The following is a 26,717-nucleotide window of genomic DNA, read 5'->3' on the forward strand; positions in this document are numbered from 1 at the left end:
ATGTTTTAAACACCAAAATCGCAACATCCTCTTAAAAATCACATCGCAGAAATGCAACGAGATTTATCAGGTGCGATAGTCTATCATCTTTTGCAAAGACGACGCCATGACCAATACAGGTATTAAAGAAGATATTTCGAACGTTTTGAGTTTAAAAGGCTAAGGAATCGTCATAACTTTGAGCCATCGCACAAAGACCCAAATATCCACAAAGACTTTCTGTCACAATCCGTCATAAGGCGAAATATTTCATTTTAATACCTGCCGTCCATTCATATGTTTCTTTACTGTTAACAGATCGGTTTAATACCCCTACCCTTTAGAGGTATTTACACTGGCACTTTATGCTTTACTACCACCCATGCACATCGGGCTATCTGGCGCACTCTGGTTCTGCGCTTGCCACTCTTGCGCCGTGTATGTGTGGATGGATAAGGCGTGAATATGATTGGCCAATTCATCGGACAAGGCCTGATTTACAAGACGGTGCCTCGCAATTAACCGAGCGCCATCAAAGTGTTCACTCACAACAATGACCTTAAAGTGGCTCTCTGAACCTGCGGGAACATTGTGCATATAGCTTTCATTCACCACTTGCAGGTGGCTTGGCTGGAAAGCCTCGTGAAGTTTCGATTCTATTGTTTGCTGGAGCATGAATTCACCGTTACGCTAATCTGTTTAAGCGAGTTGGATTATGGGCGTGACCATAATAATGTGCTACTCAGTAAAGAAAAGGTTTTAGTTTTCACTGCCAGTAACATTTGCGACAATTTAGCCATTCCTATGATGAGACCATTGACTGCATGAAAACTGAGCTGACTCTTTTTGAGCGAACACTGTTCCTTTACCGTTACCCTAAGCGTAGCAACGACACCTTACAAGCCTGGGACGCCGGAGATGAGTACCTGATCAATCATGTCGAGCAACTTTCTCTCACAAAAGGGAGCCACATCGTTGTTTTAAACGATCATTTTGGTGCGCTCAGCACGTGGTTCTCTCGTGACTACCGAGTCACCATGATGAGTGACTCGTGGATTGCTCACCAAGCGACACACGCCAACCTTGAGGTAAATCAGTGCCCTAAGGTCACGCTCTGCTCAACGCTCGACCCTATCCCTAAAGATGCAGATCTAGTGTTGATGCAAATCCCGCGCACCAATCGCCACTTAGTGTGGCAGCTCGCTCAGTTAAGAGAGACACTGTCGCCAACCATCCCTGTCATTGCGGTCAACAAAGCAAAAGAGATCCACAGCTCAACACTGAAACTGTTTGAGAAACACTTGGGCGACACGACGACCTCTTTGGCGTGGAAAAAACACCGTCTGGTATTTAGTTTCGCTAATTGTGATACGCCTATCCCCGCAGTGGCGATCACTGAATGGCCCGTTCCTCAACACGGGATGACGCTAAAAAATTACCCCAACGTCTACTCAGGCGAAGGGCTTGATCAGGGAGCGAGCTTTTTTCTTGACCACTTGCCAGACAACCTAGGCCACGCTCGAGCACTCGATCTTGGCTGTGGCAATGGTGTGCTGTCCGTTAAGTTAGCACAGCTCAATCCAGCACTGTCACTCACCTGCGTCGATGAAAGTTTCAGCGCCGTGGCGTCGGCGCGAGAAAACTTACGCCCCTATGACACAGGTAAGCGTCAAATAGAGTGTATTGCCAACAACTGCTTGGATGGATTTGATGCTGATAGCTACGATGTGGTGCTTTGCAACCCACCGTTCCACCAGCAACAAACCATTACTGACCACATCGCTTGGCAAATGTTCTGTGATGCAAAGCATGTTCTTCGTGTTGGTGGGCAATTATTAGTTATCGGCAACCGCCACCTCGGCTACGATGGAAAACTGAAAAGAGTGTTTGGTAAACATCAAGTCAAAGTGATCGCATCAAATAAGAAATTTGTTATTTTACAAGCGACTAAATAGTCCTCTATTATCTTTGAACTGAGAGTTAACTTCATACGTGAAGCATTAAGGAAAAGACAATGAAAAAACTGGTATTAGCGGCGTCAATGGCCATCTTGACCGCCTGTGCGTCCCCTCAGCAAGAGCAACTGAACTTTATGCCACAAGCGGTACTCAGTCGCGGTGATTTAGTCCAGGACGCCACCTTTACTATTACCAGTAAAGATGTTCGCTCTGCGCAATATGTCGCCTTGGTCGACAGTGGCCGCTCTAACATCGAACCGATTCATTCAAAACAGAATGTGCGCATCACATTAGAAAATGCCCTGCTGGAGCAGTTCCAATCTCAAGGATTCCGCAACACCGTCAACAGCGAAAACGAACTGAAGATTGAAGTGCAGGAAGCTTTGGTGTCGGTCAAACACTCGGTAATGGAAAATGAGATGGACGGCAAAGTAGTGCTAGAAATCACCGCCGAAACGCCACGCGGCAAGTTAGTAAAAGCTTACACCGGCACAGCGAAACGCACAGGGGCACTCAGTGCATCCAACCAAGAGATCGAAACCGTTCTTAACGATGTGGTCAACTTGGTGCTAAAAGAAGTCGCGAACGATCGTGAATTGCAAACTTACATGCAGGAGCGTTTCTAATGTGGAAGTGGGCACTGACGTCACTGGCATTGGTGAGCCAACTTGTGTTTGCCGGACCAAAAGTCTTGGTGGAAACCACGCTGGGTAATTTCACCCTTGAGCTTAACCAAGAGAAAGCGCCGATTACGGTCGCTAACTTCCTCAAGTACGTCGAAGAGGGCAGCTATTCGGGGAGCCAATTTCACCGCGTGATCCCCGGTTTTATGGCGCAGGGCGGTGGCTTTGACACCAATATGAAACAGTTGAGTACGTACGCTCCAATTCAGAACGAAGCCGCAAACGGGCTAAAAAACGACCGTGGCACGATTGCGATGGCGCGCACCAACAACCCAAATTCTGCCACTCGCCAGTTTTTCATCAACTTTAAAGACAATCACTTTTTAGACTATGACCAGCGCCCTCCGGGCTATGCGGTGTTTGGTAAAGTGGTCGATGGCTTTGACGTCGTTGAATCGATGGCGGGCATCAAAACGCACAATGTCGGTCGCTATAGTGACGTGCCGTCGATCCCTATCGTCATCAAAAAAACCACCCTTATTGAATAAACCTCTACCCGCCCCGACACATGTTGGGGCGGTGGCATCTCCGTCGTTAGTGACCTGCCCTCTTATTTCAAACCGCACAGAACAAGGATACGTCTATGTCTGCGACATCATCGCCAATGTCATGGCGCGACACCATCAAAAGCTATCTCGATAAGCGTCTGCTTTGGGTATTTATGCTAGGCTGCTCAAGCGGCTTTCCGTGGGTGTTGATTGGCTCCAACATGTCAGGCTGGCTTAAAGATGCAGGCTTAACCCGAGCCGCCATCGGCTATTTTGGTAGCGTGTTCGCCGTCTACGCGATCAACTTTTTGTGGGCACCACTGGTTGACCGAGTCCGCCTACCTTATCTCACCGATAAGCTTGGCCAACGCCGCAGTTGGATTTTACTCTGTCAGCTTGTTGTGCTCTCTTGCACCCTGTTCATCGCCGGTGTCGACCCTGCAAAAAACTTAGCGTTCACATCGATGCTCGCGCTGGGTATTGCGATTGCCTCAGCGACACAAGACATTGCCATTGACGCCTTTCGTATCGACACCTTCCCTAAGTCTGAATCCTCTAAACTGCCTCAAGCCTCAGCGATGGCCGTGATCGGATGGTGGACGGGGTATTCTCTACCGGGTTATCTCGCATTTATCAATGCAGACAGCATGGGGTGGAATGGCGTCTATTACGGCATGGCGATCATCGTTGGCGTACTGATGCTCTTTACCTTGCTGGTCGGCGAACCCAAGACTGAGCGAAGTGCGCTGCAAGAACAAGCCGAGCAAAGACATTACCAAGTCGTCGATTCAAAAACTGTCGCGTGGTTAAGTGTCACGGTTGTCGAACCCTTCCTCGATTTCTTCAAACGTAACGGTGTGCGCGTCGCGATCACGCTGTTACTGTTTGTCTTCTTGTTCAAGATTGGTGAGGCGTTCCTTGGCCGCATGTCGATCCCCTTCTACAAAGAAGTCGGCTTTAGCAATGAGCAAATTGGTTACTACTCGAAATTGATTGGTTGGGGGGCAACCATTGTCTTTACCTTGGTCGGCAGTCTATTTAACGTCAAATTTGGCATCGTTCGCGGGCTGATGATCGGCGGTATTGCGATGGCGGGCAGTAACTTAATGTTTGCCTGGATCGCCAAGACAGGACCAAGTGAAACCCTCTTCTTAGCCACGATCATTGTGGACAACTTCACCACGGCTTTCTCAACCGTCGCGTTTGTCTCATTTTTGACTGTACTGACCGGCCAAGCCTTCTCCGCCACGCAATATGCGCTGCTGGCTTCACTGGGCAACTTCGGCCGTACGACCCTTGCATCATTCAGTGGCGAGCTCGCCGATTACTTAAACGATTGGTCACTGTTCTTCATACTGACCGCAGTAATGGTTATCCCAAGCTTATTGATGCTCTATTCTCTGCGTCACTACTTCTCGGATCTACTCGAAAAAGCACGCCAACAGAAATAGACAAGTTGGCAAGAACGACAAAGGCTTGGATTGCTCCAAGCCTTTTCTTTTGTCGATTATCAATCTAGGGAAGAGATTAAGGGTACAAGCCACGTCCAAACATATTGAAGACTCGGGCGACGCCTTGGGTGAAAATCATAGGCTCGGTGAGCACCGTTAAACACAAGCAATCCTCACCACTTTGAGTTTGCGGGCTGTGCTTGACCGATGCGTCTTTATAGAGAAAGTCGCCGACCTCATAGTGCCCTTCTTCGTCAGAAAAGCCACCATGAAGGACTAACGTCGATTCAAACCCTTTATGAGTGTGCTCGGGCACCTTGACCCCTTCCGCCATGTACATGAGATTGACGCGGGCGTTGCCGGAAATCGCGATAGGGGCACTAAACACCTTGCCACCATAATTGCGCCACTCGCCTATTCGATCATACAGCTTGGATAGTGCAAGCGGTAAGGTCATCGAGCGTCCGTTGACATCAATCGTTTTCGGCTGGCGCAGTAGCTTGATAGGATCTTTGATCTGCTCAGTTTGGGTGATGCTTGCCAGCATCTGCTCAAGACTTTGCACCGATGTTTGGTTGTCTGGCACCTCTTGCTCGAGCGCGAACCCGCACTCTTGCTCAAAGGATCTCACTTGCTCTTTACAATGTGGGCAACTTTCCAAATGCACGGCAATAGTGAACGCGTTGACATCATCCAATGACCCTTGTGCGTATTGCTGCAACATTTCGATGTGTGGATGGTAACTCATAAGCGATCGGCCTCTATGGAATGTTTCAGTTTTTCAATCGCGAGCCTTAGGCGCGACTTAACGGTACCAAGGGGAATATTCAGCATCTCTGCCACTTGCTGGTGAGGCATCTCTTCCAGATAGACGGCTTTCACCACGGTGCGTTGGGCATCCGGTAACGTATCTAAATATTTCACCACTTGCTCTTTAAGCATCTCTTGCTCTGGCGAATAGTGCTCAACTAAGTCAGGTGGGCAGTAATCATTGGGCCAAATGTCATCGGAGGACAAATGGGCGTCGCGCCCTTTTTGCTTGCGCAGCATATCAAAGCACAAGTTGCGCGCGATGGTGTAAATCCATGTGGAGAGCGAACTCTTACTGCCATCAAACATGATGCTCTTTTGCCAGACAATGGTCAGTGTTTCCTGTACCACTTCCATGCACACTTGCTCATTGCCCATGTGGCGATAGGTAAATTGCTTTAAACGCGGGGTAAAATGTTGGAACACCAGGGCGAACGCTTGTGTGTCCTTCTGTTTTACCCTATCCATACACTCAGTCCAATCGGCTCGAGTGAACGCCTGAGTATCTTCACTGACCATATCGATTCCTTGGTTTCACCTAGTCTTGAGATGCGAACGGATTACTATACGCGCTCTCGCGCGTTTCGATCACTCTCATTCTAGATCAAGGCTGAGGAGAGGGAATCATCTGATTAATAAAGGCAAGTGCCGCCTCACAAGTTTGCTGTTGGTTAAGTGAATCAAATCGACTGGGTGTGAGAGGCAGTAACTCCAACCAACGCTGTGTCACCCAGCTGGCGTCGTCCATAAAACGCTGTTGGTACAACTCCCCCACTTGCGGGTAGTCGTGATACACCTGAAGCAGATGTTCACCAAGATGAACGTCTGCAGGCGACATCTCTGCGACTTGCCAGTTAGGCAGCGTGCGAATTTTCGCCATGCGCAGCCCATCAAACTCAGTGCGCACCCGCTCGATAGTAAAACGCTGAAGTCCACACACCGTTATACCGAGCAGACCGTCGTCTAGCTGATCAAAATCGACGATGCGAACCAGAGAGCCGGTGTGTGACAGTTGAACGGCGTCTGACTGCTTGGCTCTTTCTAGCAAGCAAATTCCGAACGTGCCGTCTCCTTTCATCGCATCAGAGACGAGTCGTTTGTATCTGGGCTCGAATATCCTCAGTTTCATTTTCCCTTCAGGAAGGACAATGGAACTTAAGGGAAATAGCATGATCTCTTGCACTTTGTTTCACCTCTACATCGTTGCCAATGTGTACGCAGCGCTGAAAAAAACCGATCACTAACCAAATCTGTTGATTCATTGACAAGCATAAAATTTCGCATAAACGTTTGCGTAAACGATATCTGTATCAAAAAGTATGCAAAAGTGTGAAAGTTCCTCGATAACTGAGTTTTCTATCTATAAATGTGATCAACCTCACTAACTTTGTGTGTTTTTGCACTCTGTATCACTACCAATTGAGATTTAAATCGCTATTATGCTCACCAACTGAGCACGTCGGAGAACGTGCTACACAATATATGGACGTCATTTTTACACTTAACGAATACATAGAGAGTCCCACTATGCGTAAATCACTTCTAGCTCTTGGTGTTGTAGCAGCAATGTCTGCGCCTGCGATGGCAGCTGACTATTCAGACGGCGACATCCACAAGAACGACTACAAATGGATGCAGTTTAACCTGATGGGTGCATTCAACGAGAAGCCAGGCTTCCCAGATGATTCAACCCATGACTACCTAGAAATGGAATTTGGCGGACGTTCAGGGATTTTCGATCTATACGGATATGTTGACTACTTCAACATCACTGGCGACCAAGATAGTGACAAAGCTGGTTCTGACAAACTATTTATGAAGTTTGCTCCGCGTATGTCTCTGGACGCGATGACAGGTAAAGACCTTTCGTTCGGCCCTGTACAAGAAATGTACATCGCATCAGAAATGATCTTCAACGGCGGTGCATCTGAAGGCGCTCAAAAATGGGGTATCGGTTCTGATATCGATATGCCTTGGTTTGGCAAAATGGGTCTAAACCTTTACGGTGTTTACGACATGGCGCAAAAAGATTGGAACGGCTTCCAAGTTTCTACTAACTGGTTTAAACCGTTCTACTTCTTCGAAAATGGTTCATTCATCTCTTACCAAGGTTATATGGATTACCAATTTGGTATGAAAGATGAGTACTCAAGTGCTTCTAACGGCGGTGTAATGTACAACGGTATCTACTGGCACTCAGATCGCTTTGCAGTCGGCTATGGCTTGAAAGCATTTTACGATGTATACGGCATTAAAGATGGCGACGACATCCTAGATGATGACAAGAAAGTTATCGGCCAAACAGATTCAAGTGGCTTTGCACATTACATCGCTGTGACTTACAAATTCTAAGTTAACAGCAATTTCATAGCTAAATGGCGCCAATCGGCGCCATTTTTATTGGCATTCTCGCGGCCAATCCGTATCCTTGCCTCAAATCCTTAACCCTTTGCTTGATGATGAATATCGTGATTCTCGGTCCTGGTGCGATTGGTACCTTGTGGGCCCATGCGCTCTATCGAGCGGGGCACGCTGTCTCGGTCTATTCACGACATGACGTGACGAGCCTATCCCTTTGCCTAGATGGTGAATCTCTAACGTTCGCCAACAACCAACCGGACCGCTTAGCCAATGCCGACCTTTTGTTGGTCACACTCAAAGCCCCTCAGGTGTGTGAGGCACTGTCGCCACTCCTAGACCTCCTTCACCCCGATACCATGATCATGCTGATGCACAATGGCATGGGTAACACAGAGCAAGTACAGACCTGGCTGCCCAACAATCCTTTACTGCTGGCGACCACCACACACGGCGCCTTGCGCAGCGAAGGTGGATCGATTCAACATACCGGCCAAGGGGAAACCTATATCGGTTCTGCGAATCTTCGCGCTCAAGCGTGTGGCTTTCTGGCCGAGGTGCTCAACCACGCTTTACCAACAACGGCATGGCACCCAGACATCGAACAAGCGTTGTGGCTAAAACTTGCCATTAACTGCGCCATCAATCCGCTGACGGCTCTAGAACACGTCCGCAATGGCGAGCTGGCCCGAGACGATCTTCAAGCAACCATTGCCGAGATCGTCAGTGAAGTGCATAGCGTCATGCATGCTAAGGGCTACACCATCACTCAAAAAGAACTGTTCGAGAAGATCAATGCCGTGATCGCCAACACCGCTCGTAACTTCTCATCCATGCATCAAGATATTGTGCATAAAAGGCACAGCGAGATAGACTTTATTACTGGATACCTCCTCAAATGGGCGGCGCACTACGGGCTAACCACACCGATGAATCAACGCCTATACCAAGAGATAAAACTGAGAGAACAGAGCTGGAAAGATGACTAAAAAAGTACTGATCCCCATCGCCCCTGGCAGCGAAGAAATGGAAGCGGTCACCATCATCGATATGATGGTACGTGCCGGCTATGATGCCGTGGTGGCCAGCGCCGACTTTGATGGTCATCTGACCATGATTGGCTCACGCGGCATCCCACTCACGGCGCAATGCACACTGGTTGATGTGGCAGACGATGAATTTGACGCCGTCATCCTACCCGGTGGCGTTGGCGGCAGCGAGGTCTTTCGCGACAGCACCGTTTTGGTCGAGATTGTGCGCCAGCAGATGTACGAAGGTAAGTTGGTCGCAGCCATTTGCGCCGCGCCTGCGCTCGTTCTGGTTCATCATGGCTTGTACACCGATGCGCTGATGACCTGTCACCCTAGTTTCTGGCCGATGATTGATGAGCAGAGACGCCGTGTCAAACGCGTCACCTACGACATCAATCACAATCTAATGACCAGTCAGGGACCGGGCACAGCGTTAGAGTTTGCAATGGAAATCATCATTCATCTCTCTGGGAAAGCCCATGCTGCCACAGTTGCCGAGCCGATGGTCACGATTCCGACCCTGCAATATCACAAACTGGGTGAAGCGTGATGAGAGAAACCGCTGAGATCATTGGTCAATTTCCAGCACTCAACCAAGACGTGAATGGCCAGCGTTTGGTCTACCTTGATAGCGCGGCGACGACACAAAAGCCGCAGTGCGTCATCGATACATTGAGCCGTTACTACAGCCAGCAAAATGCCAATGTCCATCGTGGCAGTCACCGTTTAACGGCTCAAGCGACCAGTGAATTTGAAGCGGCCAGAGCTCACATCGCTGAGTTTATTGGCGCGCAGAGTCCGGCGTCCGTTATCTGGACACGTGGCGCAACCGAAGCGGTCAACCTAATCGCTCAAACTTACGCGCGCAGCGCTTTGTCTCCGGGCGATGAGATATTAGTCAGCGAACTGGAGCATCACGCCAATATCGTACCGTGGCAAATTGTCGCTGAGCAAACGGGCGCGAAAGTGGTGAAAGTGCCGATGACGCCACAGTGTCAATTTGATCTTGCAGCCTTTGACGCGCTCCTTTCACCGCGCTGCAAAATTGTCGCGTTAGCGCACGTCACCAACGTGACGGGCACGCGTCAACCGGTTGAAACCGTGATTGAGAAAGCCCATCAAGTGGGCGCGATCGTGGTGGTCGATGGCGCGCAAGGTATTGTGCATGAACCGGTCGATGTCGAGCGCCTAGACGCTGACTTTTATCTCTTTTCCGGCCACAAGCTGTTTGCGCCCGCAGGGATTGGGGTACTGTATGGCAAACTCGATCTTCTCAATGCCATGCCCCCTTGGCATGGCGGCGGAAAAATGGTCGAAAAAGTCTCCTTCTCCGGGACGACGTTCAGCAAGCTACCGGGGAAGTTCGAAGCCGGCACCCCCAATGTCGCGGGCGCGCTGGCGCTCAGTCGCGCAGTGGCCTGGCTGGAGACGTTCAATCTCTCAGACGTTGAAAAACATGTGCGCGCCCTCGCCCGTCAAACCAATGAAAGGCTCTCAGCGCTACCTGATGTTAAAGTGCTGGGTTATCAAGACAACGCCTCGGTGGTCTCTTTTATTGTTGAGGGTGTGCATCATCAAGACGTCGCGACCTTACTGGATCAACAGGCGATTGCGGTGCGCGCTGGGAACCACTGCGCACATCCTTTAATGGATGCTTTGAACGTCTCAGGTACGATTCGAGCCTCCTTTGCCCTCTATAACCAGCAGGATGATGTTGATCGATTGATTGAAGCCGTAGAAAAAGCACTCGATATGCTTTAGAGCGGCACTACGTATAGACAAAAAAGCGCCTTGCTGAACGATCGGCAAGGCGCTTTTTAATTCGTTGTGGTGATCAATCACGCTGACAGTTACAACTCATCAAACGCTTCAATCGCTTCAGACAGCTTTTTCACACCATGGATTTGCATGCCCGCAATCCCCCCTTTAGGCATGTTCGCAGCCGGCACGATCGCTTTTTTAAAGCCGTGCTTAAACGCTTCGTTCAAGCGCTCTTGACCACTGGGCACCGGACGAATCTCCCCCGCTAACCCGACTTCTCCAAACACCACAACATCTTTAGGTAGTGGGCGATCTCTAAAGCTGGATAGCAGCGCCATCACCAAGGCGAGATCGGCACTGGTTTCGGTGACTTTGACACCGCCGACCACATTAACAAACACATCTTGGTCAGCCATCTGCAGTCCACCGTGCTTATGTAGCACAGCAAGTAGCAGCGACAAGCGGTTCTGCTCAAGACCCACCGCCACACGACGTGGATTGGCCAACTGGGAGTAATCCACCAGCGCTTGTATCTCAACCAACAAAGGTCGTGTGCCTTCCCAGACGACCATAACGGAACTGCCTGAGGTTTCTTCTTCGCCGCGCGACAAAAAGATGGCCGAAGGGTTACTGACTTCTTTAAGCCCTTGCCCTGTCATGGCAAACACCCCCAATTCATTGACGGCGCCAAAGCGGTTCTTGTGACTGCGCAGCGTTCTAAAACGGCTGTCGGTGCCGCCATCAAGCAACACAGAACAGTCGATAATGTGCTCAAGCACTTTAGGGCCTGCGAGTGTGCCATCTTTGGTGACGTGGCCGACAATAAACACCGAGACGTTGTTTTGCTTAGCATAACGGGTCAGTGCGGTGGCAGACTCCCTCACCTGAGCGACGCTGCCCGGGGACGACTGCACATCCGAAACGTGCATCACCTGAATCGAGTCAATCACCATGATTTTGGGTTGTTCTTGCTCCGCGATCTGGCAGATGCGATCGACGTTTGTCTCCGAAAGCATTTTGAGGTTGTCTTTAGGTAGCCCCAAGCGCGACGCGCGCATTGCGACTTGCTGCAAGGACTCTTCCCCTGTGACATAGAGGGTCGGCATTTGCGATGCTAAGTAACACATGGTTTGCAGCAGCAATGTAGACTTACCTGCGCCAGGATTGCCGCCGATCAAGATCGCGGCACCTGGGACGACACCACCGCCCAATACTCGGTCTAGCTCTTTGAAACCGCTGCTAAAACGGGGCACTTCCTGTAGATCAATCTCAGACAACGTCTGTACTTTGGTTTCAGCGGCGTTGCCCGCGTATCCGCTCAAGCGCTCGTTACGCGCCGCAGCTGGTGAAGCGGCTAAACGCACCTCACTGATGGTATTCCAAGCGCCACAAGCATTGCATTGCCCTTGCCATCTTGGGAAATCTGCGCCGCAGTCGTTGCACACGTAGGCTCTTTTTGCCTTTGCCATGGTTCCTCACCTGCTATTTTGTGACCTTATCAATTCGAATCTGGGTCACTTTATCTTGATTCGATGTAACATATCATTAAAGATCGTGTTATCAAGGTCGATAGAGAATAATTAGGTAGATCTAACCATAAAATATGCAGCAACAGGAAATCCTTTCAATCGCTGAGCGGCTCATTGCCGCTTACCACTCACAAGACTTTGAGTACCTTCTTGCCCAAATGACAGAAGGCGAGCCTCCGTCGGTCAAAATATTGGTCAAAATGGAGCTCAATCGAGTGATGGCACCGTGCACCAAACCGGTGGACCTGCGCGGTCGGGTCAAAGGTGAGTGTCGAGAATACAAGCTTGATGGACTGCGCCACTGGTTAGATGATGTCGCCTTCAACGCTTATCACAAAAATGTGCGTAAGTTTGGCGGCTATACCGAAGGCGTTTGGGAAGCGCTGTCCAACACACACAACAACTTTCGTGTTATGCAAAAGCGCGGCAAGCCCATCGGCACCGAAGTGCAAGCCAAAAGCAGTGCACTGGAAGTCGAGCCGATTAACTTAGGCTATGACCTGAAGCGCAAAGAGAATCGTCTGCGCCTTTCATCCCAAATCGAGCTCAATCTCGCTAAAGGACAACTGGTTCACGGCGTCACCGTTGACCTCTCTCCTTCTGGGGCCAAGTTTAAAGTCCCGTCTGCGTTTGACTATAAGCTGGGTGAAATTGTCGAGGTACGCTTTGTAGAACTCGCCCAAAGCTCAGAAGTAGAGGCCATTCACTCAGCGTTTAGCTATCGGATTGTTGGTATCGACGAGTCTTACGAAAACGATGCAGTGAAGTTTCTGCGTACCATCATGCTCGACGAAACCCAAGCCATCGAAGCGATCATCGCAGAATGCCTCAACAACGACAGTAAAAAAGCCCGTCACGATAATCAAGATAAGATCATTCGCGCTCGCTCTCGAGGGTACGAGCACACTTATCTCAAACACACCTGCAATCTGCCGGTCTTTTTCAGTGGTGACGAGCTTAAACTGGTGTTGATGACGGAGAACAATCAGCCGATTTGGCAGTACTGGCACGACGAACGTAATCAACAAGCGCTCACCAGTTTGTTTAATAAACAGCGCATGAAACAGCTGACTACTCCGGGTATGCGCGGCAGCAGTAACGTACTTTACTCCTTCACCCATGACCATCAGGGCAAGCAGCTGTTTTTCTCGATGATGATGCCGGAAGCGACGCGCGAACAGCGACAGTTGTTTTGGCATGTGGGCGCGAAAAAAGAGAGTTGGCGAGCGTTTCGCCTCTCTGTGTTTGAGCTGGATGATGAAGAGAAAAGTGAACTGTCTACACACTCGACCGAGCTTGGTCTTGAGCCCAACACCTTGACGCACTGCGGCATTTTACAAGAGATATCAGACAGCAGCAGTCGCAATGACTACTTGCTGACGGATAAGCCGCGTCTTGCCAGCAGCGAGCTCAACCCGTTTCGTCACACTCGCAACCCTGAATCAAACCCCGCTTGCCTCTATTTTGATGCCAAATCCCGTCGCAAAGAGCCGAGGTATCAGTTTCAATCGCCTTTGCAACTGAAAACCGCCGATGGCCAGCGTCACGCTGGGGTTACGTTAGATATCTCCAAGCATGGCGCGAGCATTGCACTCACCTCACCTTGCGGATTAAAAGCGGGCGATCTGTGTCATGTCGACTTTAGTGAATTAAAGCTTTACGACAAAAAGCTGCCGCTTGATGAAGTGCCGTATACGGTGATACGCATCAGCCCTGGCGGCAAGCGGATGCAACTGGCGATCATCGAAGAGCGCCAGACGATGAAGACTATTGCCTTCTTTGGCTCGCTGATTGATCACAACCAAAATAAATTAGTTGCCAAACAAGAGCTACTGCCCAGTAATGCCCTGCTTGAAGGGCTGCACGATATTTTGTTGGATAAAATGGTCAGCTCACCGCTGTTTTTTGAAAAACGCGGCCCGAATCTGCGCCCACGTGTTATCGGGGTCAACTATCCTTTGCCTCCTTACCTTGGACTCCTGGCAAAGCTTGGGGAAGAGAAGAACTTTTCTCTCGAACCTATCTACAAAGGTCGCACCAATACCCTTATCGCCCAACCGATGCGCCGAATTGAAGGCGCTGAGCCTCAATATCATGAGATCTACTTGAGTGCAGTGAAGTTTGGTACGCGCATTCAGTCAATCGAATCGAAATTGGTCAGCGAGTTTGAAACACTGAAAGATCGTATTCGCTTCGTCAAACAAGCGATGTCGATTGGCGAATTTTATGCCCTGAGAATTTGCGCCGCGCCCGTGTTTGACCCTATGACCGCACTGGTACGCACTGACTTAGCCGAGCTTGCCAACATCAGCCTCCACAAGGCAAAAAGCTTAGAAAAAGAGATCGGTACCATCGTCGGTTACGGTGAGCTCAGCGACATCACAGAAGAAGTCCTAATCCGTCTTGAACTCACGCGCTAACCGCTCTTCGCTTTATCCCCATCACCCATCACCCAACATAAAAAAGCCCACTCGAAGGAGTGGGCAATGAGGTTGTCAATTCGGCTCTTATCACTGAGCCTATTGTCGAATCAAACGATTAGGCGTTTTCAGCGATTTTTGCGTGCAGCTCTTGTACAGAGGTGACTGATGCACATGCATCCGCGGTGTGAGACATACACGTTGCAAACGCTGCGTTTAGCGTTGTGGTGTAGTTCACTTTCTCTGCTAATGCGCCACGACGAAGCACTTTTGAGTCTTCAATCGCTTGGCGACCTGCTGCCGTGTTAACGATGTAGGTGTACTCATTGTTCTTGATACGGTCAAGAATGTGAGGACGACCTTCGTGCACCTTGTTCACCAAGCGAGGGTTGATACCCGCTTCACCAAGAATCACTGCAGTGCCGTGCGTCGCATCCAACTGGTAACCGAGCTTCACTAGCTTAGACGCTAGGTCAACCACGCGTTGCTTATCGCCTTCACGAACAGAAAGAAGCGCTCGGCCACCTTCTGGGTAGACGTTACCACAACCCAATTCTGCTTTCGCGTACGCTTCAGCGAATGTCGCACCCACGCCCATGACTTCGCCAGTAGAGCGCATTTCAGGGCCAAGCAGTGGGTCAACGCCAGGGAACTTGTTGAATGGCAACACCACTTCTTTCACTGAGTAGTATGGTGGGATGATCTCTTTGGTAAAGCCTTGAGACTCTAGAGATTGTCCAGCCATCACACGTGCTGCGATTTTCGCCAGTGGAGCACCTGTCGCTTTTGATACGAATGGTACGGTACGCGCAGCGCGAGGGTTAACTTCGATGAGGTACACTTCGTTGTCTTTCACAGCGAACTGCGTATTCATCAAGCCGCGAACACCCAACTCAAACGCCAACTTCTCAACTTGCTCACGCATCACATCTTGAATCTCTTGACTCAAGGTGTAAGCCGGTAGAGAACACGCAGAGTCGCCCGAGTGAACACCCGCTTGCTCAATGTGCTCCATGATACCGCCGATCACAACGCGCTCACCGTCACAGATGGCATCCACGTCAACTTCTGTTGCGTCATCAAGGAAGCGGTCAAGTAGGACTGGAGATTCGTTCGATACGCTGACAGCTTCGTTGAAGTAACGACGCAAGTCTTGCTCATCGTAGACGATTTCCATCGCGCGGCCACCCAGTACGTAAGATGGGCGAACCACCAATGGGAAACCGATGTCTTTCGACTTCTCGATCGCTTGTTCCATTGTGGTGACTGTCGCGTTTTCTGGCTGTTTTAGACCTAGACGCTCAACCGCTGCTTGGAAACGCTCACGGTCTTCTGCACGGTCAATCGCATCTGGGCTGGTACCGATAATTGGCACACCTGCCGCTTCTAGCGCTCGTGCGAGTTTCAGTGGCGTTTGACCACCGTATTGTACGATCACACCTTTTGGCTTCTCAACACGAACGATAGACAGAACATCTTCCAACGTCACTGGTTCGAAGTAGAGACGGTCAGAGGTATCGTAGTCGGTGGATACTGTCTCAGGGTTACAGTTAACCATGATGGTCTCGTAACCATCTTCTCGAAGGGCAAGAGAGGCGTGTACACAGCAGTAATCAAACTCGATACCTTGGCCGATACGGTTTGGACCGCCACCCAGCACCATGATCTTGTCTTTGTCAGTCGGGTTCGCTTCACACTCTTCATCGTAAGAGGAGTACATGTACGCCGTGTCAGAGGAGAACTCCGCCGCACACGTATCGACGCGCTTGTATACAGGGTGAATATCGAACTGATCGCGCAGACGACGAATTTCGCTTTCAGACACACCAAGCAGTGCTGACAAACGCGCATCTGAGAAGCCTTTACGCTTCATCACACGCAACACGTCTTCGGTTAAACCGGCAAAACCGCCTGCTTTAACTTGGTTTTCTAGGTTAACGAGTTCTTCAATCTGAACTAGGAACCAACGATCGATGTTGGTGAGGTTGAATACACCTTCTACCGACATGCCTGCACGGAATGCATCAGCGATGTACCAAATACGCTCAGCGCCCGCTTCTTTGAGTTCGTGACGAATGGTGGTGAGTGCGTCAGGCGCATCAAGATCAACCATTTCGTCAAAGCCATTCACGCCAACTTCAAGACCGCGAAGTGCTTTCTGTAGCGACTCTTGTTGGTTACGACCAATCGCCATCACCTCACCCACAGACTTCATCTGAGTGGTCAGACGGTCGTTCGCACCGGCAAACTTCTCGAAGTTAAAACGAGGAATCTTAGTCACGACGTAATCGATGGTTGGTTCGAATGATGCTGGTGTTGCACCGCCTGTGATGTCGTTTTGTAGCTCGTCAAGGGTAAAGCCAACCGCCAGTTTCGCGGCAATCTTAGCGATTGGGAAACCTGTTGCTTTAGATGCAAGCGCAGACGAGCGCGATACACGTGGGTTCATCTCGATGATAACCATACGGCCATCTTTCGGGTTGATACCAAACTGTACGTTTGAACCACCTGTCTCAACGCCAATTTCGCGCAGTACCGCTAGAGAGGCATTACGCATCAACTGGTACTCTTTATCAGTCAGAGTCTGTGCGGGTGCGACAGTGATGGAGTCACCAGTGTGGATGCCCATTGGGTCGAAGTTCTCGATAGAACATACGATGATACAGTTGTCCGCTTTGTCGCGAACCACTTCCATCTCGTACTCTTTCCAACCGATCAGTGATTCATCGATAAGAAGTTCGTTGGTTGGCGACAGGTCTAGGCCACGGCGACAAATCTCTTCGAACTCTTCTTTGTTATAAGCGATACCACCGCCCGTACCACCCATAGTGAACGAAGGACGGATGATACATGGGAAGCCAACCATATCGAGTACAGCGTATGCTTCTTCCATCGTTTTCGCCGTGTCCGCGCGTGGACACTCTAGACCGATAGACTTCATCGCTTTATCGAAACGCGAACGATCTTCTGCTTTGTCGATAGCATCAGCGGTTGCGCCGATCATTTCTACGCCGAACTCTGCAAGTACGCCGTGTTTTTCAAGGTCTAGTGCACAGTTAAGCGCTGTTTGACCACCCATTGTTGGTAGTACGGCATCCGGACGCTCTTTCTCGATGATCTTACGAACCACTTCCCATTGGATTGGCTCGATGTAAGTCGCATCGGCCATGTCTGGGTCAGTCATGATGGTCGCAGGGTTAGAGTTAACAAGGATGACTCGGTAACCCTCTTCACGCAGTGCTTTACACGCTTGTGCACCAGAGTAGTCAAACTCACATGCTTGACCGATAACAATCGGGCCTGCACCTAGAATTAGAATACTTTTTAAGTCAGTACGTTTTGGCATTCTCTACTACTCCGAATTAAGCGATGTTTTGCGTGTCTGAAATAGACTGTTTAATCAGTTCGATAAAGTGGTCAAAGAGCGGCGCCGCGTCGTGTGGACCTGGGCTTGCTTCTGGGTGACCTTGGAAGCTAAATGCTGGCTTGTCAGTACGGTGGATACCTTGAAGAGAGCCATCAAATAGTGACACGTGAGTAGCACGTAGGTTCTCAGGGAGTGTCGCTTCATCTGCCGCGAAACCGTGGTTCTGAGACGTGATCATCACAACATTACGGTCTAAGTCTTTCACTGGGTGGTTAGCACCGTGGTGACCAAACTTCATCTTCACTGTCTTCGCACCAGAGGCAAGAGCAAGAATTTGGTGACCAAGACAAATGCCAAAGATAGGTAGGCCTTTTTCTAGGAAAACCTTGGTCGCTTCAATCGCGTAAGTACACGGTTCTGGGTCACCTGGGCCATTAGATAGGAATACGCCATCTGGGTTGAGTGCCAATACCTCTTCTGCACTGGTCTCTGCAGGCACGACCGTTAGACGGCAGCCACGATCAACCAACATACGTAGGATGTTACGCTTAGCGCCGAAGTCGTACGCGACAACGTGGTAAGGTTGCTCGCTCTCTGCTTTCGCTTCTGGCAATCCACCTTCTAGCGTCCAAGAACCTTGATTCCATACGTACGCTTCTTTGGTTGACACCACTTTGGCCAAGTCCATGCCTTTTAGGCCAGGAAACTCTTTTGCTTTCGCCAGCGCCAATGCCTCATCAAGATTGTCACCCGCGATGATGCAACCGTTCTGAGCGCCTTTCTCACGCAAGATACGCGTCAGTTTACGAGTATCAATATCCGCAATGCCGACAATGTTTTGCGACTTTAGGTAATCAGAAAGCGTTTGTTCACTACGGAAGTTTGATGCGATAAGAGGAAGATCGCGAATCACAAGGCCTTGTGCATGAATTGAAGAAGATTCTTCATCTTCGGTATTGGTACCGGTGTTACCAATATGTGGGTAAGTAAGGGTGACGATCTGCTGGGAATAGGAAGGATCAGTGAGGATTTCTTGGTACCCCGTCATCGAGGTATTAAAAACAACTTCACCAACGGACGACCCATCTGCTCCAATGGAAACTCCGCGGAACACTGTCCCATCTTCTAGGACTAACAGTGCTGATTTACTCAAGACAACCTCCAGAATAAAAATGCAAAAATAATAAATTTAACTGCAAATTTGCCTTCCTGTGCGCAATAAAAAAGCGGTTTTAGGTATTTCAGACAAATTGGCGGTATTCTAATGAGGCCTGTGACATGTGTCAACACACACGTAAAAAAACACCGAAACTTTAGGGCTCTTTAGACAAAAAACAGACCAAAAGGCCTAAAAGAACAACTTTTGTAAATGAGTAATCGATTTCAATTCAAAAAACTCAAAATCCCTCTTGGTATCACCTGTACCAGATCACACTTTTTTTCTTCGCTCTCACGCAAACGATGAACATCACAGGTAAAGGTAAACTTTAAAGACATTAAAGAGAAAACCAACACCAAGCCATCAAAATAACCAACAAAACTTCAAGAAAAACGAGCATTACCTGAAGTTAACTCATTTTCTTTCAACGCGCAGATATAAAAAACGCCGGGCAAGCCCAGCGCATAATTATTTACAGCTCATTAAGTCCTAGGACATCCGTCATGGTATAAAAACCAGGGGATTTTTGGCTAAGCCAGACGGCGGCTTTGACCGCACCATTGGCAAAGGTCATTCTGTCCGTCGCTTTATGAGTGATCTCTACACGCTCACCAATATCAGCAAACATCGCCGTGTGTTCGCCGACAATATCGCCTGCGCGAATGGTGGCAAAACCGATCTCATCTTTAGTTCGCTCGCCGGTAATACCTTCACGAGCATACACAGCAACATCGCTGAGCTGATTACCCATAGCGCCAGCAATGGCTTCTCCCATACCAATTGCGGTACCGGAAGGCGCATCCACTTTATGACGGTGGTGCGCTTCAACGATTTCAATGTCGCAGTAATCGCCCATCACTTTGGCTGCCTTTTCAAGCAGTTTGAACACAAGGTTAACCCCAACAGAGTAGTTAGGCGCCATCACGACAGGAACACTCTGAGCAATCTCATCAATAGTCGCTCTCTCTTGCTCACTAAAACCAGTGGTGCCAATCACAATGCTTTTGCCATGCTGACGGCAAAGTTCCAAATTCGCTAGCGTGCTCGCCGGTGCCGTAAAATCGATAATGACATCAAAGTTGTCGATCTCTTTGGCAAGATCATCCGTCAGCACGACATCAAATTTGCCCTCTCCGCACAGTTCGCCGACATCGACACCCACCAAAGAAGATTCCGGACGCTCGGATCCTGCACCAACACGGGCGTCTTGATTTAAAAATGTCGCTCTGACTAAGTTACGACCCATTCGACCGGCCGCACCCGCAACTGCAATTCTGACCATTGCAAAAAACTCCTTGGTTCTTGTTCCATTTGTGCCAATAAACTATCAACAATCTCGGCTTGAAACCAGTATTAAAACTCTTGAATGACACGCTTTAGAATCGGCACGTTTGCTTCAGGAAAGGTGTAGTGACTCAAATCCGCAATCGCCACCCAGGCACCTTGCTGTCCCTCTTTGCCGTACGGCTCACCAGAAAACTCATGCACACAGATAAAATCAAACTTGAGCGATTTATCCGGATAGTCATACTCAAGATGTTCAAACGGGGTTTGATGTGACACGACAATCCCCACTTCTTCTTCCAGCTCGCGCGCCATCGCTTGCTCTATACTTTCCCCCGCTTCGACTTTACCGCCGGGAAACTCCCAAAAGCCCCCCTTATGTTTGTCATCCGGACGCTTGGTGATGAAAATCTTCGATTTGTCTTGGTTGAAGATGATCGCCGCAACGATATGAATACGTTTCATTGACTGGTTCCTATTTAGTTATTGCTATCCATCAGACGGATACAAAAAGAGCCGCCAAAGCGACTCTTTTCCTATAGTTCTCACCTTAATCGCTTACGCAATTTTACCGTGACACTGTTTGTATTTTTTACCGCTGCCACATGGACAAGGTTCATTTCGACCCACTTTACGTTCTTCGCGCACCATTGGCTGATGAGCATCATCACTTGCGTCTTCATCACTCAATGGGTTGTCGGCGCTCGCGTGTTGCGCTTGTGCCAAACGAGCCGCTTCTTCTGCTTGCGCTCGACGCTGAGCTTCCATACGTTCCACTTCTTCTTGCTGCTGAACGCGCACTTTAGACAAGACAGTGATCACGTCAGATTTCAGTGCTTCAAGAAGACCTTCAAAGAGCTCAAAAGATTCACGTTTGTACTCTTGTTTCGGGTTCTTCTGCGCATAGCCACGTAAATGAATACCCTGACGCAAATGGTCCATTGCAGCCAAATGCTCTTTCCACAAGGTATCGAGCGTTTGCAACATCACTGATTTTTCAAAGTTGCGCAGCACTTGCTCACCCACCACGGCTTCTTTCTCTTTGTAAACAGAGATAGAGGTCGCAATGATTTTCTCGCGCAGCGCTTCTTCATATAGTTTGTCGTCTTCTTCAAGCCACTGCTTGACCGGCGCATCAAGATCGAAGTCATTTTTCAGACGTGCTTGAAGCCCGTCCACATCCCACATATCTTCTAGTGATTGCGGTGGGATATACTCATCGATAACAGCGTTAAGCACGTCGTCACGGTTTTGCTCAATCATGTCACTGATGTCGTCAGCGCTCATCAGCTCATCACGCAACTCATACACCACTTTACGCTGGTCATTCGCAACGTCATCGTATTCCAGCAATTGCTTACGAATATCGAAGTTGCGTCCTTCCACTTTACGCTGCGCTTTTTCAATCGAACGTGAGAGCATTTTCGATTCGATCGCTTCACCCTCTTCCATACCACTTTGGATAAGGCTAGCCATACGATCCGAAGTAAAGATGCGCAGCAGTGAGTCTTCCATCGATAGGTAGAAACGAGACGAACCTGCATCCCCTTGACGACCAGAACGACCACGAAGCTGGTTATCAATACGACGTGATTCATGACGCTCAGTACCGATGATGTGTAAGCCACCAGCTTCCAGCACTTGATCGTGAACGATTTTCCATTCCGCTTTAATCGCGTCAATTTGCTCTTGAGTTGGGTTGTCCAGTGTCTCCACTTTTGACTGCCAACTGCCGCCGAGGACGATATCCGTACCACGACCCGCCATGTTGGTTGCGATGGTGACTGCACCCGGTTTGCCCGCTTCCGCGACGATCTCTGCTTCTTTCTCGTGGAATTTTGCGTTAAGCACGTTGTGCTTGATTTTCGCTTTCTTCAGCGCATTGGACAGTAGCTCTGATTTTTCTATCGATACGGTACCCACCAGCGTTGGCTGACCTTTTTCAACGCGCTGTTTGATGTCTTCGATAATCGCAGCAAATTTCTCCGCCTCGGTGCGATAAACCATGTCTGGCATATCATCACGAATCATTGGCTTGTTGGTTGGGATAACGACGGTTTCAAGACCATAAATCGATTGGAATTCAAACGCTTCTGTATCTGCGGTACCCGTCATACCAGACAGTTTCTCGTAGAGACGGAAGTAGTTCTGGAAGGTAATCGACGCCAGCGTTTGGTTCTCGTTTTGGATCTTAACGCCTTCTTTCGCTTCCACCGCTTGATGTAGACCTTCAGACCAACGGCGACCAGGCATAGTACGACCCGTATGTTCATCAACGATCACCACTTCACCCTCTTCAGTGACGATGTAGTCAACGTTCTTCTCAAACAATACGTGCGCACGCAAGGCAGCATTAACATGGTGCAGTAGACTGATGTTCGTCGGTGAGTACAAGGTGTCACCTTCGACCATCAAGCCGTTTTTAATCATTAACTCTTCAACAAACTCTTGACCGGTTTCAGTCAAATACACTTGCTTGGATTTCTCATCCACCGTGTAGTGACCATCACCACGGTACTCTTCGGAATCTTCTTTGTCTTGCTTTTGCAGCTGAGGGATGAGCGTGTTGATGCGAGTGTACAGCTCAGAGCTGTCTTCAGCTGGGCCAGAAATGATCAGCGGCGTTCTAGCCTCATCAATCAAGATGGAGTCAACTTCATCGACCACAGCGAAAAAGCGCGCGCGTTGAACGCGGTCTTCGGCGCGAAACGCCATATTGTCACGTAGGTAGTCAAAACCGAATTCGTTGTTGGTACCGTAAAGAATATCTGCTTTATAGGCTTCTTTTTTCTCTTGAGGTGGCATGTTCGGCACGTTAACGCCTACCGTCATGCCGAGGAATTCAAACAACGGTCGGTTAGTTTCTGCGTCTCGCTTAGCGAGGTAGTCGTTGACGGTCACGACATGAACCCCTTTGCCTGGCAGCGCGTTCAGGTACGCAGGGAGTGTCGCGGTGAGTGTTTTACCCTCACCAGTACGCATTTCAGCGATTTGTCCGTTGTTTAGGACCATGCCGCCGATAAGCTGAACATCAAAGTGGCGCATACCATACAAACGTTTTGATGCTTCACGAACCGTCGCGAAAGCTTCAGGTAACAGACTGTCTAGTGTCTCACCTTGATCTAAACGCTGACGAAATTCGACGGTCTTTTGTTTTAGCTCTTCATCAGATAGAGCCTCAAACGTCGGCTCAAAATTGTTGATCTCTTTTACTATTTTTCTCAGGCGTCGCAGGGTTCTGTCGTTGCGACTGCCAATTACCTTTGTCAGTAGCTTAGTTATCATTTGCTATGAATCTCTCTTAACTCAGATCGGGCCCGATCATCTTATAATGCCTTCAGTCTCTACCAGTTTTAAACTAAGAATACTGAGATAAATCACTTTCCTCAGATATTGTGCTATTTACTTTAGAATTCAAGGCTAGAACTGATTTTAGTGGCGCCTATCTTATGAAATTTTCACCCTGACAACCAATAGCAAGGTAATTTGTTTGAAGCACACTTTATTTTTTGTGCTTATATGACGTAAGTTTATCCAATGCAGTGCTACCTACTCGCACGAGCTTCGCTTAGAATGAAACAGACCGTCCAGCAATATAAGGCCCACTATGCGTGACCACCGCCCTACTTTAGGCGACGACATCATCGCTCAATCTCGCTTGTCGACACTGCAACAACACGCCGAAGAGATCATCTTGATCAACCGAGCACTGCAGGCCATTTTGCCTCGTGGTACGGAAACTCATTGCCGGGTGGCAAACATCCGTGAAGGACAATTGATCCTCGAGGTAGCTAGCGCAGGGATCAAGATGAAGATCGATCGTGATCGTCTGCATATTTTGAATCAATTACGATCTCAGGGATTCGCTCGACTGATCGCTGTCAGCGTACAAATCAATCCGGAGCTATATCGATCAAACAGTGAGAAAAGCGAGCAGCCAGCGCCACAAAGGGATCCGATCTCTTCCACTGCCGCGAGCTATCTTGAAATGATCGCCTCAAACGCCTCGCCGAAAGTAAAGGCACGACTTGAAAGCTTGGCGAAATTAGCCAAGAAATCGTAGGACTTCACCACACTGATATGTGGCTGATATTTGTTAGGGCGATCAAAAAAGGCCAGATCATTCGATCTGGCCTTTAAAATTTTTAGCCTGCTGGCTTAATACCCGCGTTTTATGCAAGCACCATATTAGGCTCTGCAAAAGCCATCGGTGCTGGTGCCTCTTCTTCAAAGGTCACCCACTCCCACGCCTCTTGGTCTGCGAGGACTGCACGAAGCAGCTGGTTGTTGAGGCCATGGCCCGATTTGTAAGCTCGGAATTCGCCAATGATAGGGTGACCACACATGTACAGATCGCCAATGGCATCAAGCACTTTGTGCGTCACAAATTCATTTTCAAAGCGAAGACCTTCTTCGTTCAGAATACGATATTCATCCAATACGATGGCGTTGTCAAAACTGCCACCCAGCACCAAGTTTTGAGACTGGAGGTATTCGATATCACGCATGAACCCAAAGGTACGAGCTCGTGAAATCTCTTTCACAAAACCGTTTGTCGAGAAATCAAACACCAAGTGCTGCTCGTCGGCATCAATAGCCGGGTGATTGAACTCGATTTCGAAATCCATACGGAAGCCATTAAACGGAACAAACTCCGCCCACTTGTCTTCTTCTTCAAAACGGATAGGTTTCTTGATACGAATAAAACGTTTTGCGACATTTTGCTCTTCGATACCCGCTTGTTGAAGCAAGAATACGAATGGACTTGCGCTGCCATCCATAATTGGGATTTCTGGCGCATCGACTTCAACGATAACGTTATCGATGCCCATACCCGCTAGGGCAGCATTCAAGTGTTCAACTGTTGAAATACGGACACCTGCGTCATTAACCAGAGCGGTACACAATTTGGTGTCGCGCACAGAGTCTGGGTTCGCAGGGAAGTCGACCGCTGGCTCTAAATCCGTGCGGCGATAAATGATACCAGTATTTGCAGCAGCTGGGCGTAGCGTGAGCGTGACTTTACGACCAGAGTGGAGACCCACACCAGTTGTTTTCACTATTTCTTTCAGAGTACGTTGTCTGATCATCTACCTTGCCTCAACAATATTGCCACAAAACGCGGTCAATCTTTAACATCGACCGCGAATCCTACCACATAATCGAACAGTGTCAAATTATGGATGTCATCAATCAGCTTGGCGACGTAGGAAAGCAGGAATATCTAAGTAGCCACTTTCTTTATCGGCTTTCGGTGCAGCAGCGCTTTGGCTTGCCCCACCGCCAACACCTGACGTCGTCGGCTGAGGTGAAACTTGTGGTTTCTCTTGCAAAGATGGTGCCGCTTTTTCTTCCACTTTGTTGACGCTCGCTTGAGGCGTCACCGTTTGTTGTGGTTGAGTTTGCGTAACCGGCTTCGCTTTTCCACCCGCAACCAGAGTAATGTCAGGTTTTTTCTCGTTACCGATACCTGTCGCTACAACGGTGACACGGATTTCATCAGCCATGTCTGGATCAAGAGAAGTACCAATCACCACAGTTGCATTGTCAGAAGCGAACGCCTTAACTGTGTTACCCACAGTTTCAAACTCATCGAGGCGCATATCCAAACCCGCTGTGATGTTGACCAAGACGCCACGAGCGCCCGCAAGATCAATATCTTCAAGCAGTGGGCTAGAGATTGCCATCTCTGCCGCTTCTTCCGCACGGTCTTCACCTTTCGCGACCCCACTACCCATCATAGCGTGACCCATTTCCGACATCACAGTGCGAACATCCGCAAAGTCGACGTTAATCATGCCAGGGCGAGTGATAAGCTCAGCAATACCTTGTACCGCGTTTTTCAATACGTCATTTGCACTTGCAAATGCTTCGAGTAGTGTGATGCCTCGGCCAAGAACCTTGAGCAATTTCTCATTGGGAATCGTGATAAGCGAGTCCACATGCTTTGAGAGCTCTTCAATACCTTGCTCAGCAAACGCTAGGCGCTTTTTGCCTTCGAAGCTAAATGGCTTAGTGACTACAGCGACGGTCAATACGCCGAGTTCTTTTGCCACTTCTGCAATAACAGGTGCCGCACCGGTACCAGTACCACCGCCCATTCCGGCCGCGATAAATACCATATCGGCACCTGACAACTCTTCTTTAATTCTTTCTCTATCTTCAAGAGCAGCGTCACGTCCTACTTGCGGGTTTGCACCTGCACCTAGACCTTTTGTCATGTCGCCACCAATTTGGATGACACTACTGACACTGGTTTTTCGAAGCGCCTGAGCATCAGTATTGATACTGATGAACTCAACACCTTCGATGGACTCACGCACCATGTGTTCGACAGCGTTACCGCCGCCGCCACCAACCCCAACGACTTTAATTACTGCATCGTCAGACATTTCCATCATCGGTTCAAACATGTGTTATCTCCGTTTTTCCTGCTGCT

At 49.1% G+C, this 26,717-nt stretch carries 22 protein-coding genes; 10 read left to right on the plus strand and 12 right to left on the minus strand.

Going from position 1 to position 26,717, the window contains the following annotated elements:
- Window positions 1-342 precede the first annotated feature (342 nt).
- The gene (bolA, locus tag AC6R10_RS08135) at window positions 343-654 is read right to left on the minus strand and encodes a transcriptional regulator BolA (protein ID WP_487901300.1); all 312 of its coding nucleotides are present in this window, start codon (window positions 652-654) and stop codon (window positions 343-345) included.
- Window positions 655-803: 149 nt separating this feature from the next.
- On the opposite strand from bolA, the gene AC6R10_RS08140 reads away from it, so the two are divergent.
- From AC6R10_RS08140 to AC6R10_RS08155, 4 genes are all read left to right on the plus strand, one after another.
- The gene (locus AC6R10_RS08140; protein ID WP_500671947.1) at window positions 804-1,934 is read left to right on the plus strand and encodes a methyltransferase; all 1,131 of its coding nucleotides are present in this window, start codon (window positions 804-806) and stop codon (window positions 1,932-1,934) included.
- Window positions 1,935-1,993: 59 nt separating this feature from the next.
- Window positions 1,994-2,563, plus strand: coding sequence for a YajG family lipoprotein (locus tag AC6R10_RS08145; protein ID WP_500671948.1), 570 nt, complete (start codon window positions 1,994-1,996; stop codon window positions 2,561-2,563).
- Window positions 2,563-3,108 carry a peptidylprolyl isomerase gene (locus AC6R10_RS08150; RefSeq protein ID WP_500671949.1) on the plus strand — a complete coding sequence of 182 codons (546 nt, stop codon included), beginning with the start codon at window positions 2,563-2,565 and terminating at the stop codon, window positions 3,106-3,108. The genes AC6R10_RS08145 and AC6R10_RS08150 overlap by 1 nt, the downstream gene beginning before the upstream one ends.
- Window positions 3,109-3,203: 95 nt before the next feature.
- On the plus strand, window positions 3,204-4,559 hold the full coding sequence (locus AC6R10_RS08155) for an AmpG family muropeptide MFS transporter (protein ID WP_500671950.1): 1,356 nt from the start codon (window positions 3,204-3,206) through the stop codon (window positions 4,557-4,559).
- 76 nt (window positions 4,560-4,635) lie between these two features.
- Here the strand turns inward: AC6R10_RS08155 and AC6R10_RS08160 are convergent, their stop codons facing one another.
- The 3 genes from AC6R10_RS08160 to AC6R10_RS08170 all read right to left on the minus strand — a co-directional run bounded on the left by AC6R10_RS08160 (window position 4,636) and on the right by AC6R10_RS08170 (window position 6,540).
- Window positions 4,636-5,307 carry a ChrR family anti-sigma-E factor gene (locus tag AC6R10_RS08160; protein ID WP_500671951.1) on the minus strand — a complete coding sequence of 224 codons (672 nt, stop codon included), beginning with the start codon at window positions 5,305-5,307 and terminating at the stop codon, window positions 4,636-4,638.
- Window positions 5,304-5,888, minus strand: coding sequence for an RNA polymerase sigma factor (locus AC6R10_RS08165; protein ID WP_334554380.1), 585 nt, complete (start codon window positions 5,886-5,888; stop codon window positions 5,304-5,306). The genes AC6R10_RS08160 and AC6R10_RS08165 overlap by 4 nt, the downstream gene beginning before the upstream one ends.
- 85 nt (window positions 5,889-5,973) lie before the next feature.
- Window positions 5,974-6,540, minus strand: coding sequence for an LON peptidase substrate-binding domain-containing protein (locus tag AC6R10_RS08170; protein WP_500671952.1), 567 nt, complete (start codon window positions 6,538-6,540; stop codon window positions 5,974-5,976).
- Window positions 6,541-6,896: 356 nt separating this feature from the next.
- Between AC6R10_RS08170 and AC6R10_RS08175 the strand changes: the two genes are divergently transcribed.
- The 4 genes from AC6R10_RS08175 to csdA all read left to right on the plus strand — a co-directional run bounded on the left by AC6R10_RS08175 (window position 6,897) and on the right by csdA (window position 10,519).
- Window positions 6,897-7,721, plus strand: coding sequence for a nucleoside-specific channel-forming Tsx family protein (locus tag AC6R10_RS08175; protein WP_500671953.1), 825 nt, complete (start codon window positions 6,897-6,899; stop codon window positions 7,719-7,721).
- Between the two features lie 107 nt (window positions 7,722-7,828).
- Window positions 7,829-8,716, plus strand: a complete 888-nt coding sequence (panE, locus tag AC6R10_RS08180; protein WP_500672026.1) for a 2-dehydropantoate 2-reductase — start codon at window positions 7,829-7,831, stop codon at window positions 8,714-8,716.
- Complete coding sequence (locus AC6R10_RS08185; protein ID WP_500633938.1) at window positions 8,709-9,308, plus strand: DJ-1 family glyoxalase III; 600 nt, start codon at window positions 8,709-8,711, stop codon at window positions 9,306-9,308. The genes panE and AC6R10_RS08185 overlap by 8 nt, the downstream gene beginning before the upstream one ends.
- Window positions 9,308-10,519 carry a cysteine desulfurase CsdA gene (gene csdA / locus AC6R10_RS08190; RefSeq protein ID WP_500671954.1) on the plus strand — a complete coding sequence of 404 codons (1,212 nt, stop codon included), beginning with the start codon at window positions 9,308-9,310 and terminating at the stop codon, window positions 10,517-10,519. Before AC6R10_RS08185 ends, csdA begins: the two co-directional genes overlap by 1 nt.
- Window positions 10,520-10,608: 89 nt before the next feature.
- Here csdA and radA read toward each other — a convergent pair whose 3' ends face one another.
- The gene (radA, locus tag AC6R10_RS08195; RefSeq protein WP_334554370.1) at window positions 10,609-11,988 is read right to left on the minus strand and encodes a DNA repair protein RadA; all 1,380 of its coding nucleotides are present in this window, start codon (window positions 11,986-11,988) and stop codon (window positions 10,609-10,611) included.
- Window positions 11,989-12,122: 134 nt separating this feature from the next.
- Between radA and AC6R10_RS08200 the strand changes: the two genes are divergently transcribed.
- Window positions 12,123-14,468, plus strand: coding sequence for a PilZ domain-containing protein (locus AC6R10_RS08200; protein WP_500671955.1), 2,346 nt, complete (start codon window positions 12,123-12,125; stop codon window positions 14,466-14,468).
- 118 nt (window positions 14,469-14,586) lie between these two features.
- Here AC6R10_RS08200 and carB read toward each other — a convergent pair whose 3' ends face one another.
- From carB to secA, 5 genes are all read right to left on the minus strand, one after another.
- Window positions 14,587-17,814 (minus strand): carbamoyl-phosphate synthase large subunit, encoded by a 3,228-nt coding sequence (carB, locus tag AC6R10_RS08205; RefSeq protein ID WP_500626522.1) that lies wholly within the window; start codon window positions 17,812-17,814, stop codon window positions 14,587-14,589.
- Window positions 17,815-17,830: 16 nt separating this feature from the next.
- Window positions 17,831-18,988, minus strand: a complete 1,158-nt coding sequence (gene carA, locus AC6R10_RS08210; protein WP_487901311.1) for a glutamine-hydrolyzing carbamoyl-phosphate synthase small subunit — start codon at window positions 18,986-18,988, stop codon at window positions 17,831-17,833.
- Between the two features lie 478 nt (window positions 18,989-19,466).
- Window positions 19,467-20,276 (minus strand): 4-hydroxy-tetrahydrodipicolinate reductase, encoded by an 810-nt coding sequence (gene dapB / locus AC6R10_RS08215; RefSeq protein WP_334554362.1) that lies wholly within the window; start codon window positions 20,274-20,276, stop codon window positions 19,467-19,469.
- Between the two features lie 71 nt (window positions 20,277-20,347).
- Complete coding sequence (mutT, locus tag AC6R10_RS08220; protein WP_334554360.1) at window positions 20,348-20,743, minus strand: 8-oxo-dGTP diphosphatase MutT; 396 nt, start codon at window positions 20,741-20,743, stop codon at window positions 20,348-20,350.
- 93 nt (window positions 20,744-20,836) lie between these two features.
- A complete protein-coding gene (gene secA, locus AC6R10_RS08225) occupies window positions 20,837-23,563 on the minus strand; it encodes a preprotein translocase subunit SecA (protein ID WP_500671956.1) in 2,727 nt (908 codons plus the stop codon).
- Between the two features lie 322 nt (window positions 23,564-23,885).
- Here secA and AC6R10_RS08230 point away from each other — a divergent pair, with 322 nt between their 5' ends.
- On the plus strand, window positions 23,886-24,341 hold the full coding sequence (locus tag AC6R10_RS08230; RefSeq protein WP_500671957.1) for a DUF721 domain-containing protein: 456 nt from the start codon (window positions 23,886-23,888) through the stop codon (window positions 24,339-24,341).
- A gap of 109 nt (window positions 24,342-24,450) precedes the next feature.
- Here AC6R10_RS08230 and lpxC read toward each other — a convergent pair whose 3' ends face one another.
- Window positions 24,451-25,368: a UDP-3-O-acyl-N-acetylglucosamine deacetylase gene (gene lpxC / locus AC6R10_RS08235; protein WP_487901315.1), complete on the minus strand. Its 918-nt coding sequence runs from the start codon at window positions 25,366-25,368 to the stop codon at window positions 24,451-24,453.
- 99 nt (window positions 25,369-25,467) lie between these two features.
- A complete protein-coding gene (ftsZ, locus tag AC6R10_RS08240) occupies window positions 25,468-26,691 on the minus strand; it encodes a cell division protein FtsZ (RefSeq protein WP_500626517.1) in 1,224 nt (407 codons plus the stop codon).
- Window positions 26,692-26,717 lie beyond the last annotated feature (26 nt).

Source organism: Vibrio sp. R12-SG2-ISO1 (assembly GCF_059834045.1).